Below are 16947 nucleotides of genomic sequence, written 5' to 3' on the forward strand. Positions count from 1 at the left end.
GCGGCGCCGGCGAAGACGCTTCACTGGTATTCCGGAATCTGCGTGTCGCTGCCCCAGGCGCAGAAGGATTCGCGCTTGCGCGGGAACTGCCGGGCGCGGCGAGGGGAGGCGAGGCGCTCGCCTTCCGCGACATAGGAGAAGTTGACGCCGTCGGGGCCGGCGACGCTCAGGAAGAGCTGCTGCGAGGCGGTGCGCCGGCCGGGGCCATCCATGATGCGTGCCTGGGCGCCACGCAGATGGTAGGCGTTCTGCATGACGAGATCGACGTCCTCGACGCCGAACTCGACGGAGAGGATGCCCTTCTCCTGCGAGGGGTGCACGGCGATGCGGTGATGCGCCTCGTCGAAGCGGATATAGGCGGCGTCGCCGACCCAGTCGCTGACCTTGCCGCCGAGCAGTCTGGTCCAGACCTGCTGGTCGGAGGCATCCGGCGCGCCGCGCAAGGCGATCGCTTCCAGCCCGGTGATGCCGGCATCGCGCGGGCCGTGATAGCGCCAGCCGGACTCCAGCGGCCTGACCACAAGCTCGATGTCGTAGCCTGCCGCCATCCTGAAGGAGACGAACTGCCGGACTTTTCTGATCGCGCAGGCCTCGGCATCGCCAGGCGTGGTGGCGAAGCCGGCGCCCTGCAGCAGCTTTTCGGCATGGGCCAGCGCGTCGGGATCGCGCAGCTCGAAGCCGATCGCCTGGCCGGCATCGAGCCCGTCGACATAGACCAGCGTGTGGTCGCGATAGTCGGAGCGGAAATAGGCTGATGTCTCGGTGCGGTCGACGAGCTGGAGACCGAGGATGCGGGAGGCGAAATCGGCGGCGCCCTTCAGATCGGCGGTGCCGAGCCGGACATAGCGCAATTGCTCGATGGTGATCGCGTCGCTCATAGCCCGAGATGCTCTTTCTGGAGGTCCTTGTCGGCCAGCAGGGTCGCCGACGGTCCGTCGAAGACGACGCGGCCATGGTCGAGGACCAGCGCCCGTTCGGCGAGCGTCAGCGCCATGGCAAGGTTCTGCTCGGCGATCAGCAGGGTGTAGCCTTCGCCGCGCAGGCGCCCGACCGTGCCGATGATGACCTCTTCGATGGCGCGAGGCGAGAGGCCTTCGCTCGGCTCGTCGAGCACGATCAGATCGGCCTGCGTCAGCAGGGCCCGCGCGATCGCCAGCAATTGCCGCTCGCCGCCGCTGAGCGCGCCGCTGGAGAAGGAGCGCCGCTCGGCAAGGCGCGGGAAGTCCTCGTAGATGCTCTCCTTGACCCAGCGCCGGCTCGGCTGCTTGCGCGACCACAGCGCCGCCATGGTCAGGTTCTCGTCGACGGTGAGATTGGCGTAGACGCCGCGCCCCTGCGGCACCAGCGCGACGCCGAGCCGGGCGATGCGGTGCCCCGGCCAGCCGGCGACGTCCTGGCCCTTGATCGCGATCCGGCCGGAGATCTGCGGCTCCAGCCCGAACAGGGCCGAGCAGAGCGTGCTCTTGCCGGCACCGTTGCGGCCGAGCAGCGCCACGGCCTCGCCATGCGCCAGCGAGAAATCGACACCGTGCAGGACGCGCACGCCGTCATAGCCGGCATCAAGCCCGGCGACTTCGAGATAGGTGGCGGCTGCCGATTGTTGCTGTGCCTGCGCGGACATCATGCGGCCTCCCCAAGCGAGGCGCCGAGATAGGCGGCCTGCGCACCCTCATGCGCCTTGATCGCGTCGGGCGTATCGCAGGCGATCAAGCGGCCGAGATCGAGCACGGCGACGCGGTCGCAGACGCGAAAGACGATATCGAGATCATGCGCGATCAGGATGGTGGAGAGGTCCTCGCCGAGCGTTCGGACGACCTCGATCAGGTGCTCGCCCTCGGCGCGCGACAGGCCGGCGGTGGGCTCGTCGAGCAGGAGTACGCGCGGGCGCATCGCCAACGAGACCAGCACGTCGACGATGCGCTGCTCGCCGTAGGACAGGCCCGCGACCGGCAAGCCGGCCCGATCGCGCAACTGGGCGCGCGTCAGCAACGCGTCGGCGGCTTCATCCGCTGCGGCGACGGCCTTGCGGCTGCCGAACCAGCCATAGCCTTCGCCGCTTCGGGACCGTGCTGCCAAGGCAAGGTTCTCGCGGACGCTGAGCTCGGGGAAGGCCATGCTCTTCTGGAAGGTCCGCACCAGCCCGGCGCGGACACGCATGTCGGGCTTTGCCCGGGTGATGTCCTCGCCGGCGAAGGCGACGCGGCCCTGATCGGGGATCAGGAAGCCGGTGACGATGTTGAACAGGGTCGTCTTGCCGGCGCCGTTGGGGCCGATCAGGCCGAGGCATTCGCCCTGACCGAGCGTGACCGAGACATCGCTCAGCACCTTCAGCCCGCCGAAGGACTTGGCGACGCCCTCGATCGCGAGGGCGGGAACGGCGTTCGCGCTCATGAGCGGCCCTCCGCATCATTGCGCCGTCCAAAGGCCGCCTTCAGCCCGGCGACGACGCCCTTCGGCATGATCATCACGGTCAGCACGAAGACGAGGCCGACGATGAGCTGCCAGCGATCGGTGTAGGACGAGACATAGGTCTGGATGCCGAGATAGATCGCCGCGCCGATGAAGGCGCCGTAGAGCGAGCCGACGCCGCCGATCACCAGCATGATGATCATCATCGCCGACATCGTCCAATGCACGGCATTGGGGCCGACATACTGGTTGACGAAGGGATAGAGCGCCCCGGCCGCACCGGCGATGGCGCCGGAGGCGAGCAGCGCCATCAGGCGGATACGCGGGATCGAATAACCGAGCGCGCTCATCCGGAGCTGGCGCTCGCGGGTGCCGAGCAGGGCCCGGCCGATCGGCGCATCGACGAAGGAGCGGGCGGCAAGGAACGCGACGAGCGCCAGCACCAGTGCGGCGAGATAGAGCGCGACGCCGTTGTTGAGCGGGATCGTGGCGAAGCCGGTGTGCAGGGTCAGCACCGGGAAGCCGCGCAGGCCGTCGGCACCGCCGGTGACCTCCCGCCAGTGGAACACAACCTCCCAGACGATCTGGCCGACGATCAGGCTGAGGATCAGGAAGAATAGGGCGATGGTGCGCATCACCACGACGCCCATCAACAGCGCCGCCGCCATGCCGGTGGCGATGCCGACGGCGAGCATCACCACGACATCGGCGCCGAGCGTCTGCGCCGCGATCGCCGCGGCATAGGCCGCGCCGCCGAAGAAGACGGCATGGCCGAGCGAGACCAGCCCGCCGAAGCCGACCAGCAAATCGAGGCTGAGCACGGCCGTGCCGATGATCAGGATCTCGGCGAGGAAACGCAGCTGGTAGTCGCCGGCGAAGAGCAGGGGAGCCGCAGCGGCGAGCGCAAGCAATGCCAGCCTCGCGGCCATCGGCAGGCTGCGCCGCTCACTGGCGGGGCGCGCTTCCACGCGGCCGGTCCCGTCGGTGATCGAGCTCATACCTGCCTCACCTTCCTGGCGACCAGGCCTTCGGGCAGCGCGACCAGCAGCGCGGCCATGACGGCAAGGGCGACGACGTTTGAGAATTCCGGCACCCAGACCTTGGAGAAGGTCATGGCGAAGCCGAGCAGGAGCGCGCTCAGCACGGTGCCGCGGAAGGTGCCGAGCCCGCCGGCGACGACGACGATCAGCGCCAGGATCAGCACCTCCTCGTCGAGGCCGGGATAGGCGGAGAGGATGCCCGCCCCGAGCGCGCCGGAAATGCCGCCGAGACCCGCCGAGATCACCAGCACGGCGGTGAAGATCCGGCGCGTGTCGAGACCGAGCGTCTCGACGAAGCCGCGATCGGTAACGCAGGCCCTGACCACCGCGCCCCAGATGGTGCGGTCGATCACGAACCAGAGCGCGAAGGCGAGCGCCGCGCCGAAGCCGATGATGAAGAGCCGGTAGATCGGGAACGGCATGTCCATGATGAAGACGACGCCGCGCAGCGCTTCCGGGATTTCCGCCGAGAGGATCTGCGCGCCGAAACCCCAGCGCATCAGGTCGGCGAAGATCACCGACAGGCCGTAGGTCAAGAGCACCTGCATCAGATGGGTTCGTGCGTAGAACTGCCGGAACGGGAAGCGTTCCAGCAGGAAGCCGGCAAGGCCGGCGGCTACAAAGGCAACCGGAAAGGCGAGCCACCAGGGCGCGCCCGAAGCCAGCCAGTAGACGCCGATATAGGCGCCGAGCAGGAAGAAGGAGCCGTGGGTCAGGTTGACGAAATTCATCAGGTTGAGCACCACCGACAGGCCGAGCCCGGTCAGCAGCAGGAGCATCGAGAACGACAGCGCGTTCAGGCTCTGGACGGCGTAGAAGCCCACGGGAAAGCTCCTTCGTAGACCTCAGGCCACCGGGCCCGGATCGCGCACGGCCTTGTAGGTGTGAATCACCTGGTTGACCGGGCCGCCGGTGCTGTCCTTGATCTCGTTGACGTAGATGTCGAGGATCGCCTGGTTGTTGCGCGGATCGAACGGCATCGGCCCAAACACCGTCTCGACCTCCTTGGCGAGCAGCGCCTCCTTGACCTTCTCCTTGTTGGAGAGATCGCCCTGGACGCGCTCGATTGCGGCCTTGATCACCTGGCCGGTGACATAGCCGGCCGTGCCCATCTCGCCGGGCATGGCGTTGCGGGCGGCCTGATAGGCCCTGGTGAAGGCGGCCGAGCTCGGCGCCGTCGGCGACTGGTTGCAGGTGTTGAGCCCGCCCAGAGCCGCTTCCTTGACGGCCGAAACCACGTCTTCCTGATCGAACAGCGCGCCGCTGCCGATCAGCTTGACCTTGCCGTGCAGGCGATACTCGCGCATCTGACGCAGGAAGCGCACCGCGTCCGAGCCGGCGAAGAAGGAGAAGATGAATTCGGGCTTCTCGGCCGCGATCGTCGTCAGCAGCGGCCCGAAATCGGTGGTGCCCAGCGGCGCCCAGAGCTGCTTGCCGACCTTGCCGCCCTGCTGCTGGTAGCTCGCGACGAAATCGCCGACGGATTCGCGGCCGGCGGCGTAGTCGGCGGCGATGGTCAGGCAGCCGGACTTGCCGAGCTTCTCGAAAGCCCACTGGCCGGCGGTGTGGCCGAGCATCCAGTTGGTCTTGGTCGGCCGGAAGACGAAGGGGCTTGCCGCCTTGCGGGCAAGATCATTGGCCGAGCCGGCCGAGATGAAGGTCAGTGCCTTGGCCTCGGTCACCACGTCGCGGACGGCGAGCGCCACCGCCGAGGAAATCACCCCGGAGACGATGTCGACATTGTCCTGCCCGAGGAGCTTGCGGAACTTGCGCACGCCCTCGTCGGGCTTGGCCTGATCGTCCTCGACGATCAATTCGACGGCGCGGCCGGCGAGCTTGCCGCCATTCTCGGCCAGGAACATCTGCATGCCGGCGCGCATGCTCTCGCCGAGCGCCGTGAACGGCCCCGACAGCGAGGTCACCATGCCGATCTTCAGCGGCTCGCTGGCGCTCTGCGCCAAAGCCGGCGCGCCGATCGCGCCTGAGAGGGCGGTAGCGCCCGCAGTCGCGAGGAAGCTGCGGCGGGACAGCGGAAAGCGCTCGGTCATGGGACGTCCTCCAACGGGGCGATCTTGGTGCCACTCGATTGGCCGGCATCCGATCAGAACGGCTTTGGCCTGTCAATATTATTTCGATATTTTTTCGACGGACTGAATCCGCCTCCGCGCGGTCTCTTATAGAGAACCCCTTTAATTATAGGAATTAAAGAGATTTTGGTCGGCAATGATCAGTGCCATCAGGATTGTAATTTCGAAATTTGATGCTAGAGAGAGCTATCGACAACAGGAGCTGCGTGCTTCGGAATGTCCGCATCCGACAAGACCCTGGCCGACAGGACCTACCGCCAATTGCGCGGCGATATCGTCAACGGCCGGCTCGCGGCCGGTAGCAAGCTGAAGCTCGAAGGCCTGGCGCAGGACTACGAGGTCGGCATGTCGCCGCTGCGCGAGGCGCTCGCCCGCCTGATGGGCGACCTGCTCGTCGTCTCGGAAGGGCAGCGCGGCTTCTGGGTGGCGCCACTTTCGCTCGACGAGCTCGACGACGTGTCCCGCGTCCGTGCCCTGATCGAGACCGAGGCGCTCAACGCCGCGATCCGAAATGGCGATGCGGCGTGGGAGCGCGACGTCGCGGCAGCGTTCGAGGCGCTGGCGGCGGTCGAGGAGCATCTCCCGCATACCAGCGAGGCGCTGCCGCCGGAACAGCTTGAAACCTGGGAAGCGCGCAACCGCGCCTTCCATGCCGCTCTGGTCTCGGCCGCCGGCTCGCCGATGCTGATCAAGCTGCGCGACCTGCTCTACCAGCAGTCCGAGCGCTATCGCCGCGTCTCGCTCAACGTCTCGCGCGGTTGGCGCAACGTCCATGACGAGCACCGCGCCATCTACGACGCGACGATGCAGCGCAACGCGCTGCGGGCCTGCCGGATGACCGAGCTGCATCTCTCCCGCACGGCCGAAGAGGTGCGCAAGGCGATGGCCGCGCTGGCGCAGGACGACGACCAGGTTTCCGGAGGCAAAGCGTGAGCGGTTTTGATCTGAGCGGGAAGACCATTCTGGTCACTGGTGCGGCAGGCGGTATCGGCGCGGTGACGGCGCAGGTCCTGGCGGGCCTCGGCGCCAGGCTCGTCCTCACAGACCGCATCTCCTGCGAGGCGACGATCGCGGGGCTCGGCGAGAAGGCGGGCGGCGCCCGCGAGATCGTCATCGACCTGCTCGACGGCGATGCGCCCCGGCGCCTGTCGGAACTGGCCGGGCCGATCGATGCCGCCGTCCTCGGCGCCGGCATCTACCGCCCACTCGACTGGGATGACGATGGCTGGGACGAGGTCGCCGAGACGACGCTCTCGCTCAACCTGATGGCGCCGATGCGCCTGGCGCGCGAGCTCGTGCCCGCCATGGCGGCGCGTGGCGGTGGACGGGTTGTCCTCGTCGGCTCGATCGTCGCGGCGACCGGCGGCTCCTTCCCCGGCGTCGGCCCGCATTACGCGGCGTCGAAGGGCGGCCTGCACACGCTGGTGCGCTGGCTCGCCGCCCGCTTCGGAGGGCAGGGCGTGCTGGTCAACGGCGTTGCGCCGGGGATCACCGACACGGCCATGGTCGGCGTCCACGATCTCTCGGGCGCGCTGGCGAAGCATCCGCTCGGCCGGGCCGCCCGGCCGGAGGAGATCGCCTGGCCGATCGCCTTCCTCTGCTCACCGGCGGCGAGCTTCGTCTCCGGCGCCATCCTCGACGTGAACGGCGGCGCGATGATGCGCCCATGACGACATGACCAGACCGGGAGTGAGACGATGAACAGCGCCGTTCCGCGCTACCAGGGCGCTGCCGCCAGCGCCGAGACCGCCCGCCTGTCGCATTTCATCGACGGGCGCTTCGTGCCGGCCGGTCGCAGCAGCTTCGAGAACCGCCACCCGGCGACGGGCGAGCTGATCAACCTCGTGCCGGAGGCCGATTCGGCCGCGATCGACGATGCGGTCAAGGCGGCCAGGCGCGCGCTCAAGGGCCCGTGGGGCAAGATGAGCGAGCAGCAGCGCTCGGCCATCCTGCGCAAGGTCGCCGACGGGATCATGGCCCGCTTCGACGACTTCCTCGCCGCCGAGGTGCTCGACACCGGCAAGCCCAAGAGCCTCGCCTCGCATATCGACATTCCGCGCGGCGCCGCGAACTTCAACGTCTTCGCCGACCAGGTGCTGACGCTCTCGACCGAGACCTTCCGCATGGCGACGCCGGACGGGGCAGGGGCGCTGAACTATGCGATCCGCGGGCCGCGCGGCGTCATCGCCGTAGTCTGCCCGTGGAACCTGCCGCTGCTGCTGATGACCTGGAAGGTCGCGCCGGCGCTCGCCTGCGGCAACACCGTCGTGGTCAAGCCCTCCGAGGAGACGCCGACCACGGCGACCCTGCTCGGCGAGATCATGAACGAGGCCGGCGTGCCCCCCGGCGTCTACAATGTCGTGCACGGCTTCGGCGAGGACAGCGCCGGCGAATACCTGACCAGCCATCCGCTGGTGGATGGCATCACCTTCACCGGCGAGACCCGGACGGGCGAGGCGATCATGCGCGCCGCGTCGAGGGGCGTCCGTCCCGTCTCGCTCGAGCTCGGCGGCAAGAACGCCTCGCTGGTCTTCGCCGATTGCGACATGGACAAGGCGATCGAGGGCGTCGGTCGCGCCGTCTTCGCCAATTGCGGCCAGGTCTGCTTGGGTACCGAGCGCGTCTACGTGGAGCGGCCGATCTTCGATCAGTTCACCCAGCGGCTGAAGCAGGCGGCTGAAAAGCTGAAGCCGGGCAACCCGTTCGAGGCCGCGACCACGCTTGGCCCGCTGATCAGCCAGGTCCACCGCGATAAGGTGTTGTCCTACTACGCCAAGGCGAAGGCCGAGGGGGCTGAGATCGTCACCGGGGGAGGCATCCCCGAGCTGCCGGCGCCGTATTCCGCCGGCTCCTTCGTCGAGCCGACGATCTGGACCGGTCTCTCCGAGGCTTCGGCGGTGATGCGCGAGGAGATCTTCGGGCCATGCTGCAACATCGTGCCCTTCGACGAGGAGGATGCCGTGATCGCGCTGGCGAACGACAGCTCCTACGGCCTCGCCACCTCGATCTGGACGCAGAACCTGACGCGGGCTCATCGCGTCGCGGCGCAGGTCGAGGTCGGCATCACCTGGGTGAACTCCTGGTTTCTGCGCGATCTGCGCACCCCCTTCGGCGGCTCGAAGCAATCAGGCATCGGCCGCGAGGGCGGCGTGCACTCGATGGAGTTCTACACCGAGCTGCGCAACGTCTGCGTCAAGCTCTGAAGCTCCCGACGCTTTCACCCGCCACACCTGGCGGTCGCTTGCGACTGCCGTCTCCACACGCGCGATCAGCGCAACAGGTCATAGGAAGCGTCCATGCTGACGGAAGCCCAGCGCGCGCAGGTGGTGCGCTCCCTGCTCGAGAGCCATCGCACCAAGAAGCAGGGCGAGCGGCCCTCGCAGATGTTCCCGGAGATCGAGATCGCCGATTCCTATGCGATCTCCTCGGCGGTGGCGCAGGAGCGGGTCAAGGCCGGCGCCCGCATCATCGGCCACAAGATCGGCCTGACCTCGAAGGCGATGCAGGCCTCCTCGAAGATCGACGAGCCCGATTACGGCTATCTCTTCGACGACCTTCTCCTGAACGACGGTGCCAAGGTGAAGTTCGAGAATTTCTGCGTGCCGCGCGTCGAGCCGGAGCTGACCTTCATCCTGAAGGAGCCGCTGAAGGGGCCGGGCATCGGGCTGATCGACGTGCTGCGGGCGACCGAATATGTCGTGCCCTCGATCGAGATCATCGATGCGCGGGTCACCGAGCCGCGCAAGATCTTCGACACGGTCGCCGACAATGGCGCCGCCGCCGGCATCGTGCTGGGCGGGCGGCCGGTCCGGCCTGAAGATGTCGACCTGCGCTGGGTCGGCGCGATCTTCTACCGCAACTCCGAGATCGAGGAGACCGGCCTCGCCGCCGGCGTGCTCGGCCATCCCGCCATGGCGATCGCCTGGCTCGCCAACAAGCTCGCGCCCTTCGACATCACCCTACAGCCGGGCGACCTGATGCTGTCGGGTTCCTTCACTCGGCCGGTCTGGGCTAACAAGGGCGACACGCTGCATGCCGATTTCGGGCCGCTCGGTAGCGTCTCCGTGCAGTTCGTCTGAAGGATCGCTCGCCAATGGATCTGCCCCGCAACACCTTCAAGGCCGCGCTCGCCCGCGGCGAACTGCAGATCGGGCTGTGGAGCAGCCTGTGCAGCCCGATCGTCGCCGAGCTCATCGGCCATAGCGGCTTCGACTGGATCCTGGTCGACACCGAGCACTCGCCCAACGAGCCGCCGGCGGTTCTCGCCCAGCTCCAGGCGCTGCAGGCCGGCACTGCGACGCCGATTGTGCGCCCGGCCTGGAACGATCCGGTGCTGCTGAAGCGCCTGCTCGACATCGGCACGCAGGCCGTGCTGGTGCCCTTCGTCCAGACTGCCGAGGAAGCCGCCAAGGCGGTCGCCGCCTGCCGCTATCCGCCGGCCGGCATCCGCGGCATCACCGTGAGCGGGCGCGGCAGCCGTTATGGCCGCGTGCCCGACTATCTCAAGCGCGCCGATGCCGAGATCTGCGTGCTCGTCCAGGTCGAGACCGGCGAGGCCTTGGCGCAGCTCGAGGCGATCGCCTCGGTCGATGGCGTCGACGGCGTCTTCATCGGCCCGGCCGATCTCTCCGCCTCGCTCGGCCATATCGGCAACCCCGGCCACCCCGAAGTCCAGGCCGCGATCAAAGGCGCGGTCGAGAGGCTTACGGCCGTCGGCAAGCCGGCCGGCATTCTGACGCCGTCCGAAGCCGATGCACGGCGCTATATCGAATGGGGCTATCGCTTCGTCGCGGTCGGCTCGGATCTCGGCCTGCTGACCAAGCACGCCGACGCGCTGGCGAAGGCGTTCCGATAGGCAGCACCCCCCGCCCTGACCGGACATCAGCCTTCCATGCAAAGAGGCCCCGCAGTTGCCTGCGGGGCCTCTTTGCATGAGCGCGATGCGCGCATTCCTCAATCGTCCCGGAACACCCGCTCATTACGCTCGTGGCGCTCCTGCGCCTCCAGCGAAAGCGTCGCGATCGGGCGGGCTTCCAGGCGCTTCAGCGAGATCGGCTCGCCGGTCTCCTCGCAATAGCCGTAGGAGCCGTCCTCGATGCGGGAGAGCGCGGCGTCGATCTTCGAGATCAGCTTGCGCTGGCGATCGCGGGCGCGCAGCTCGATGGCGCGATCCGTCTCGGAGGAGGCGCGATCGGCGATGTCCGGATGGTTCTCGCTCTCGCTCTGCAAGGTGACCAGGGTCTCCTTGGCCTCCTTGAGAATCTCGTCCTTCCAGGCGAGCAGTTTGCTGCGGAAATACTCCCGCTGCCGCTCGTTCATGAACGGCTCGCTGTCGGAGGGCTTGTAGTCAGGGGCAAGACTAATCTGCTTCGACATGGCAGGCCTTCTGCATGAGCGTTCGATGGCCTCGCCGGCTTTGCCGTGTCGAGGCCGCCGATTTGGCGCCCTTATAGCGATTGGTCACACCGGGAACAATCGCTTTCGCGCAGCCGTGAACAAGCTGGCAAAGCGCTGGAAAATCAGCGCAATCCGGTACCGCAGTGGCGATGCCGGTGCCAGGCCATGCCGGAGCCTGCCGGGATGGCCGGGTCTGGCCGGGATCGTTGCCCGGCTCTCGATTCTCAGGGCGGGAGCGTGCGGGTCGCCTGGCAGGGTGCATGCCGGCTCGCGACGCGCTTCGCAGCATCCTGGTGCTGCCGCCGGGACGCCTCAGAACTGGAAGTAGATGAACTCGTAGTTGGCGTCGTCGCCGATCTTGAACAGGACCAGCACGAAGAGGATGGCGGTGAGGACGGCGAGCCAGCGCGCCGGCGTCGCCTTGTGCACCGCTGCCCAGGCGGTCGGGCCGATCATCGCGACCGCGATCGCCGGCAGGAAGGCGCGCCATTTGAAGCCGGAGCCGATGGGCGAGAGGCCGAGGAGCCCCTTGTAGATCGCCAGCGCCGCATCGAAGGAGGTGGCGCGGAACAGCACCCAGCAGACGGCGACGAAGAGGAACGTCAGCGCCCAGCCGAGCAGCTTGGGTATCGGCAGCCCGGCGCGCCGCCAGAGCACGCCGATGGCGAGCACGACGCCATGCGCCATGCCCCAGGCGACGAAGTTGAGGCCGGCGCCGTGCCAGAGGCCTCCGAGCGCCATGGTGGCGAACAGCGCCCAGAGCTGGAGCGGCAGGCCATGCCGCGAGCCGCCGAGCGGGATGTAGAGATAGTCGCGCAGGAAGCGCGACAGCGTCATGTGCCAGCGTCGCCAGAAATCCTGCAGGCTCGTCGCGCGATAGGGCACATCGAAGTTCTGCGGCAGCACGATGCCGAAGAGCAGGGCAAGGCCCAGCGCCATGTCGGTGTAGCCGGAGAAGTCGAAATAGATCTGGAATGTGAAGGCCAGCGTCCCCTGCCAGGCCTGCGCCATGCTGACCACTTCGCCGGCTGCCGCCGCCGCGAAGACTGGATTGGCATAGTCGGAAAGCGGGTCGCCGATCAGCACCTTCTTCGCCAGGCCGATCGTCAGCAGCATGATGCCGCGGGCGATGCGCTCGGCCGCATCGGACCTGAGGTAAGGCCGCTCGTCGAACTGGTGCATGATCTCGCGCCAGCGCACCAGCGGCCCGGCCAGCACCTGGGGGAAGAAGGCGATGTAGAGCGCGTAGCGCACGAGATCGTAGCGCGGTGCTTCGCCGCGGCGCAGATCGGTCAGGTACATCACGTGGTGGAAGGTGAAGAAGGAGATGCCGAGCGGCAGCGCGAGGTCGAGCCGCGTCGTGGGCAATCCCGGAATCATCGCAGCGAGATCGGCGAAGAAGTTGAAGTATTTGAACAGCGCCAGGATCGCGAGATTGATCGCGATGGCCAGCGTGATCAGGCCGCCGGCCCTGGTCTTCTGGAAGGCTTCGGCGATCAGCCAGTTGAGCAGGATCGAGAAGCCGAGCAGCGGCACGAAGCGCCAGTCCCACCAGCCATAGAAGGCGAAAGAGAGCACCGCCAGCAGCGGCAGCCGCCAGGCCGGCGCGAAGCGCTCGACCAGCCAGTGCAGGGCGAGTGCGAGCGGCAGGAAGCCGAGCAGGAAGGCGAAGGAGTTGAACAGCATCGAGCGGGCGAGGGCGGGAGAGCGCCGCCTTAGACGATTATCGCCGCCCTGTCATGGTCAGGACGTCGCACGCCACACTCGCCCGCGCCCGTCGCTCAGATGTTGTCGCCCCTGAGCGCCTCGCAGACGGCCTGCGTTACCTGTGCCGTCGTCGCGGTGCCGCCGAGATCGGGCGTGTGCAGGGCAGGGTCGGCGGTGACGCGCTCGACCGCGCGCATCAGCCGCGCCGCCGCGGCTCTCTCGCCGAGATGCTCCAGCATCATCGCCCCGGTCCAGAAGGTCGCGACCGGGTTGGCGATGCCCTTGCCGGTGATGTCGAAGGCCGAGCCATGGATCGGCTCGAACATCGAGGGCGTCTTGCGCTCGGGGTTGAGATTCGCGGTCGGCGCGATGCCGAGCGAGCCGGCCAGCGCCGCGGCGAGATCCGAGAGGATGTCGGCATGGAGATTGGTCGCGACGATGGTGTCGAGCGTCTCCGGCTTCAACGTCATGCGCATGGTCATCGCGTCGACCAGCATCTTGTCCCAGGCGACATCCGGGAATTCGCGCGCCACTTCGGCGGCGATCTCGTCCCACATCACCATGCCGTGGCGCTGGGCGTTCGACTTGGTGACGACGGTCAGCAGCTTGCGCGGCCGCGAGCGGGCGATCTCGAAGGCGTAGCGGAGGATCCGCGTCACGCCGGCGCGGGTGAACATCGCGACATCGGTCGCGACCTCCTCGGGCAGGCCCTTGTGGACGCGCCCGCCGACGCCGGAATACTCGCCTTCGGAGTTCTCGCGCACGATCACCCAGTCGAGCTCGGGGCCTGAAACATGGCGCAGCGGGCTGGTGATCCCCGGCAGGATGCGGGTCGGGCGGACATTGGCGTATTGGTCGAGGGGCTGGCAGATGGCTAGCCTGAGGCCCCAGAGCGTCAGATGGTCGGGAATGTCGGGCGCGCCGACGGCTCCGAAATAGATAGCGTCGAAAGCGCGCAACCGATCGGCCCCGTCGGACGGCATCATCACGCCATGCCTGCGGTAGTAGTCGGAACCCCAGTCGAAGGCTTCGATGTCGAGGCGGAAGCCGCCATCGCGCTCGGCGCAGGCATCCAGGGCCTGGAGCCCGGCGGCGATGACCTCGGGGCCGATCCCGTCCCCGCCGATGGCGGCGATCCTGTGCGTGCGCATGCTCTTGTCCGATGCTGTCATATTGCTGTGAGAGTTCGGCGCCCTATAGGACGGGACGCCGCCCTGGTGGCTACTGCGCCGTCACGCCGGCATTGCGGATGACCGGCACCCATTTGTCGATCTCGCTGCGGACGAGCTCGCCGAGCGCCGCCGGGGTCTGCCCGGCCTCGTCGGGCAATTCGGCGCCGAGATCGAGGAAGCGCTTGCGCGTCGGCTCGTCCTTGAGCGCGGCGCGGGCGGCGGCGTTCAGCCTGTCGACGATCTCCTTCGGCGTGCCCTTGGGTGCGAACATCGCGTTCCAGCCGGTGGCCTGGAACTGCGGCAGGCCCTGCTCGGCCGAGGTCGGGACATCGGGGATGACCGACAGACGGCTCTTGACCGCGACGACCAGGCCCTTGCCCTCTTTCGCCTGCACGCTCGGAACGATCGCGACGGTCTGGTCGCAGACATAATCGACCTGGCCGCCGAGCAGTGCGTTCAGCGCCGGGCCGGAGCCGCGGAAGGGGACGTGCTGCGGTTTGGTGCCGAGCAGCGAATCGAGGAAGAGGCAGGTCAGATGCGAGGTCGAGCCGACCCCGCCGGAGCCATAGTTCAACTTCTCGGCGTTGGCCTTGAGATAGGTGACGAATTCGCGGAAATCCTTGACCGGCAGGTCCTTCTTGGCGACCACCAGCATCGGCGTCGAGGCCGAGTTCATCACCGGCTCGAAATCGGTACGCGGGTCATAGGCAAGCCTGGGATAGAGCCCGACGCTGGCCGCCTGCGTGCCGAGATTGCCCATCAGCAGCGTGTAACCGTCCGGCGTCGCCTTCGCGACGCGGGCCGCGCCCGTGGTGCCGCCGGCGCCGGCGACGTTCTCGACCACGACGGACTGGCCGAGCGTGCGGCCCATATGGTCGGCCATCAGCCGGGCGACGATGTCGGTGGTGCCGCCGGCCGCGAAAGGCACGACCAGGGTGATCGCGCGGGTCGGGTAGGGGGCCTGAGCCATCGCCGGAGACGTCGCCGCCAGCCCGAGCGCCAGCGTCAGCAGCATTCGCTTCATCGGTTCTCTCCCTGTGCGAGCGCCGATCGGCGGCGCTTCGATCTGCTCTCCCATTTATCTTCCATGGAAGTTTGCATGGCTGATCGTCGCGACAGGGATGCACGCTGTCAAGCTTCCATTCTTGCTTGCATGGAAATAATCAAATGTGCTCAATCGGCCGTGGAGGAACCATGGCCGAGCTTGCGCGTCCCGATGTCGTTGAAGTTGGAGCCAGGCGCGGTTCGCTGGTCGACGAGGCCTATGCGGCGCTGAAGCAGGCGATCCGCGACACCGATTTCCCGCCGGGCTATCAGGGCTCTGAGCAGGAGATCGCGGTTCGCCTCGGCATGAGCCGCACGCCGGTGCACGAAGCGATCATCCGGCTGCAGGAAGACGGGCTTGTCCGCGTCCTCTCGAAGCGCGGGGTGCTGATCTGCCCGCTGGCGCCACAAGACATTCGCGAGATCTACGAGGTCGTGATTGCGGTCGAGTCGATGGCGGCGGAGCTGCTGGCGGGGTTGCCGGAGGCGACCCGCGCAACCGCTGCCGACGAACTGGAGGCGGCGACGGCCGCGATGGACGCAACGCTGGCTCAGGGCGACCTGCCGGGCTGGGCCGAAGCCGACGAGCTGTTCCATCGCCTGCTGGTCGAGCATTGCGGCAATGGCCGCCTGCGCCGCATCGCCCAGACGGTGACCGACCAGGCCCATCGCGCCCGCATGCTGACGCTGAAGCTGCGTGCCACGCCGACCGGCTCGGCGCAGGCGCATCGCACGATCATCGCGGCACTGCGTGCAGGCGATGCGGCGGAGGCACATCGCAGCGCGAGGGGGCACCGTGTCGCCGCCCGCGACGAGATCGTGCCCTTGATCGAGCATATCGGCCTAAGGCAGCTTTGAACGATGCCGCGCTGCTGCGGGACCGCCGAATGACGACGGATGCCTTCTTTGCGAAAATCCGGACCTATGCTGCGCTGTCGGAGGCGGCCGAGCGCGCCTGGACTGCCCTTCTGCGACCCAGGCACTATCGAAAGGACGACATCTTCATCAGGGCAGGGGATGTCCCGACCAGCTGCGCCTTCGTCGTCGAGGGTCTGTTCTACCAGCACTATGTCGGCCCGGATGGCGACCTGATCGTCAAATATTTCTTTCCGGAGAACCGCATCGCCGCCTCGGTCAGCGCCACGCTGCTGGGCGAGCCGAGCCTGTTCACCATCACCGCGATCGAGGACAGCACCGTTCTCGAATACGACTTCGCGGCCTTCAGGGCGCTCGCCGCGACGTTCCCCGATATCGCCGCCTTCTACATCCGCTACATGGAACGGCACTGGATCATCGAGAAGGAGCCGGGCGAGATCTCGTTCCGACACGATGATGCCATGAAGCGCTATCGCGACTTCATCCGCCGCGAGCCGGAACTGCACCGGCGGCTGAAACAGCACCACATCGCTGCCTGGCTCGGCATCACCCCGGAAAGCCTCAGCCGCCTGCGGCGCGCCATCGCCTACGGCCGGATGGAGCGCGGCTGAGGCGTTTCTTACCAAACATCAATTCGCCGGCGCCGCATCGCCCCTAGCACTCGCCATCAAGCAGCCGCGATGACGGTCATCGCGGCGCTTGTCGGACAGAGCGGGGCGCGCAGCGCGACGCTCGCGGGAGATGGCAAATGGTCAAGATGATTTTCGTGAACCTGCCGGTGGCGGAACTGGCGCGTGCCAGGGCCTTCTACGAGGCGCTGGGCTTCGTCAACAACGCCCAGTTCAGCGACGAAGGCTCCGCTTGCATGGTCTGGAGCGAAGCGATCCATGTGATGCTGCTTACCCATGCCAAATGGCAGGGCTTCACCAGCCGCCCGATTCCGCCGGCGGGCATGAGCGAGGTCATGCTGGCGGTCTCCTGCGAGAGCCGCGAGGCGGTCGACCGGATGAACGAGGCGGCGGCCAGCCATGGCGGCACCGCCGACGTCAATCCACAGCAGGATCTCGGCTTCCTGTTCAATCGCAGCCTGGCCGACCCCGACGGCCATGTCTGGGAGGCCGTGTGGATGGATCCGGCTGCGATCCCAGCGGGCTGAGACGCAGGTTCGCTCTTGTAAGGACCTTCCAATAGCCAAACCGGTCGAAAAGCCCGGCG

18 protein-coding genes are annotated in these 16947 nt (G+C 67.4%); 8 read left to right on the top strand and 10 right to left on the bottom strand.

Going from position 1 to position 16947, the window contains the following annotated elements; all coding sequences use genetic code 11:
- Positions 1-20 precede the first annotated feature (20 nt).
- The 6 genes from BMZ21_RS24430 to BMZ21_RS24455 are packed head-to-tail and all read right to left on the bottom strand — an operon-like array spanning position 21 to position 5497.
- Entirely contained in the window at positions 21-878 is an 858-nt protein-coding gene (locus tag BMZ21_RS24430; protein WP_091840906.1) for a VOC family protein, read from the bottom strand.
- A complete protein-coding gene (locus BMZ21_RS24435; protein ID WP_091840909.1) occupies positions 875-1621 on the bottom strand; it encodes an ABC transporter ATP-binding protein in 747 nt (248 codons plus the stop codon). Before BMZ21_RS24435 ends, BMZ21_RS24430 begins: the two co-directional genes overlap by 4 nt.
- Complete coding sequence (locus BMZ21_RS24440; protein WP_091840912.1) at positions 1621-2391, bottom strand: ABC transporter ATP-binding protein; 771 nt, start codon at positions 2389-2391, stop codon at positions 1621-1623. The genes BMZ21_RS24435 and BMZ21_RS24440 overlap by 1 nt, the downstream gene beginning before the upstream one ends.
- Positions 2388-3407, bottom strand: a complete 1020-nt coding sequence (locus BMZ21_RS24445; RefSeq protein ID WP_091840915.1) for a branched-chain amino acid ABC transporter permease — start codon at positions 3405-3407, stop codon at positions 2388-2390. Before BMZ21_RS24445 ends, BMZ21_RS24440 begins: the two co-directional genes overlap by 4 nt.
- Positions 3404-4273 carry a branched-chain amino acid ABC transporter permease gene (locus BMZ21_RS24450; RefSeq protein ID WP_091840918.1) on the bottom strand — a complete coding sequence of 290 codons (870 nt, stop codon included), beginning with the start codon at positions 4271-4273 and terminating at the stop codon, positions 3404-3406. The genes BMZ21_RS24445 and BMZ21_RS24450 overlap by 4 nt, the downstream gene beginning before the upstream one ends.
- 21 nt (positions 4274-4294) lie before the next feature.
- On the bottom strand, positions 4295-5497 hold the full coding sequence (locus BMZ21_RS24455; protein WP_091840920.1) for an ABC transporter substrate-binding protein: 1203 nt from the start codon (positions 5495-5497) through the stop codon (positions 4295-4297).
- Between the two features lie 255 nt (positions 5498-5752).
- On the opposite strand from BMZ21_RS24455, the gene BMZ21_RS24460 reads away from it, so the two are divergent.
- The 5 genes from BMZ21_RS24460 (at position 5753) to BMZ21_RS24480 (ending at position 10391) form a co-directional block, all read left to right on the top strand.
- Positions 5753-6469 carry a GntR family transcriptional regulator gene (locus BMZ21_RS24460; RefSeq protein WP_091840922.1) on the top strand — a complete coding sequence of 239 codons (717 nt, stop codon included), beginning with the start codon at positions 5753-5755 and terminating at the stop codon, positions 6467-6469.
- Positions 6466-7206, top strand: a complete 741-nt coding sequence (locus tag BMZ21_RS24465) for an SDR family NAD(P)-dependent oxidoreductase (protein WP_167561734.1) — start codon at positions 6466-6468, stop codon at positions 7204-7206. Before BMZ21_RS24460 ends, BMZ21_RS24465 begins: the two co-directional genes overlap by 4 nt.
- 27 nt (positions 7207-7233) lie before the next feature.
- Complete coding sequence (locus BMZ21_RS24470; RefSeq protein ID WP_091840926.1) at positions 7234-8739, top strand: 2-hydroxymuconic semialdehyde dehydrogenase; 1506 nt, start codon at positions 7234-7236, stop codon at positions 8737-8739.
- A gap of 93 nt (positions 8740-8832) precedes the next feature.
- Positions 8833-9615 (top strand): 2-oxo-hept-4-ene-1,7-dioate hydratase, encoded by a 783-nt coding sequence (gene hpaH, locus BMZ21_RS24475; RefSeq protein WP_091840928.1) that lies wholly within the window; start codon positions 8833-8835, stop codon positions 9613-9615.
- A gap of 14 nt (positions 9616-9629) precedes the next feature.
- Positions 9630-10391, top strand: a complete 762-nt coding sequence (locus BMZ21_RS24480) for an HpcH/HpaI aldolase family protein (protein WP_091840930.1) — start codon at positions 9630-9632, stop codon at positions 10389-10391.
- Between the two features lie 98 nt (positions 10392-10489).
- Here BMZ21_RS24480 and dksA read toward each other — a convergent pair whose 3' ends face one another.
- The 4 genes from dksA to BMZ21_RS24500 form a co-directional block, all read right to left on the bottom strand.
- Positions 10490-10912 (bottom strand): RNA polymerase-binding protein DksA, encoded by a 423-nt coding sequence (gene dksA / locus BMZ21_RS24485; RefSeq protein WP_091840932.1) that lies wholly within the window; start codon positions 10910-10912, stop codon positions 10490-10492.
- A gap of 333 nt (positions 10913-11245) precedes the next feature.
- On the bottom strand, positions 11246-12619 hold the full coding sequence (locus tag BMZ21_RS24490; RefSeq protein WP_091840934.1) for an MBOAT family O-acyltransferase: 1374 nt from the start codon (positions 12617-12619) through the stop codon (positions 11246-11248).
- 95 nt (positions 12620-12714) lie between these two features.
- Positions 12715-13791, bottom strand: a complete 1077-nt coding sequence (locus BMZ21_RS24495) for a tartrate dehydrogenase (protein ID WP_091841329.1) — start codon at positions 13789-13791, stop codon at positions 12715-12717.
- A gap of 70 nt (positions 13792-13861) precedes the next feature.
- Complete coding sequence (locus BMZ21_RS24500) at positions 13862-14836, bottom strand: tripartite tricarboxylate transporter substrate-binding protein (RefSeq protein ID WP_091840936.1); 975 nt, start codon at positions 14834-14836, stop codon at positions 13862-13864.
- Positions 14837-15006: 170 nt separating this feature from the next.
- On the opposite strand from BMZ21_RS24500, the gene BMZ21_RS24505 reads away from it, so the two are divergent.
- The 3 genes from BMZ21_RS24505 (at position 15007) to BMZ21_RS24515 (ending at position 16888) form a co-directional block, all read left to right on the top strand.
- The gene (locus BMZ21_RS24505; RefSeq protein WP_244543994.1) at positions 15007-15714 is read left to right on the top strand and encodes a GntR family transcriptional regulator; all 708 of its coding nucleotides are present in this window, start codon (positions 15007-15009) and stop codon (positions 15712-15714) included.
- A gap of 29 nt (positions 15715-15743) precedes the next feature.
- Positions 15744-16343: a Crp/Fnr family transcriptional regulator gene (locus BMZ21_RS24510; protein WP_091841332.1), complete on the top strand. Its 600-nt coding sequence runs from the start codon at positions 15744-15746 to the stop codon at positions 16341-16343.
- Positions 16344-16480: 137 nt separating this feature from the next.
- Positions 16481-16888, top strand: a complete 408-nt coding sequence (locus tag BMZ21_RS24515) for a VOC family protein (RefSeq protein WP_091840942.1) — start codon at positions 16481-16483, stop codon at positions 16886-16888.
- Positions 16889-16947 lie beyond the last annotated feature (59 nt).

This window comes from Allobosea lupini (genome assembly GCF_900109525.1).
GTDB lineage: Bacteria > Pseudomonadota > Alphaproteobacteria > Rhizobiales > Beijerinckiaceae > Allobosea > Allobosea lupini.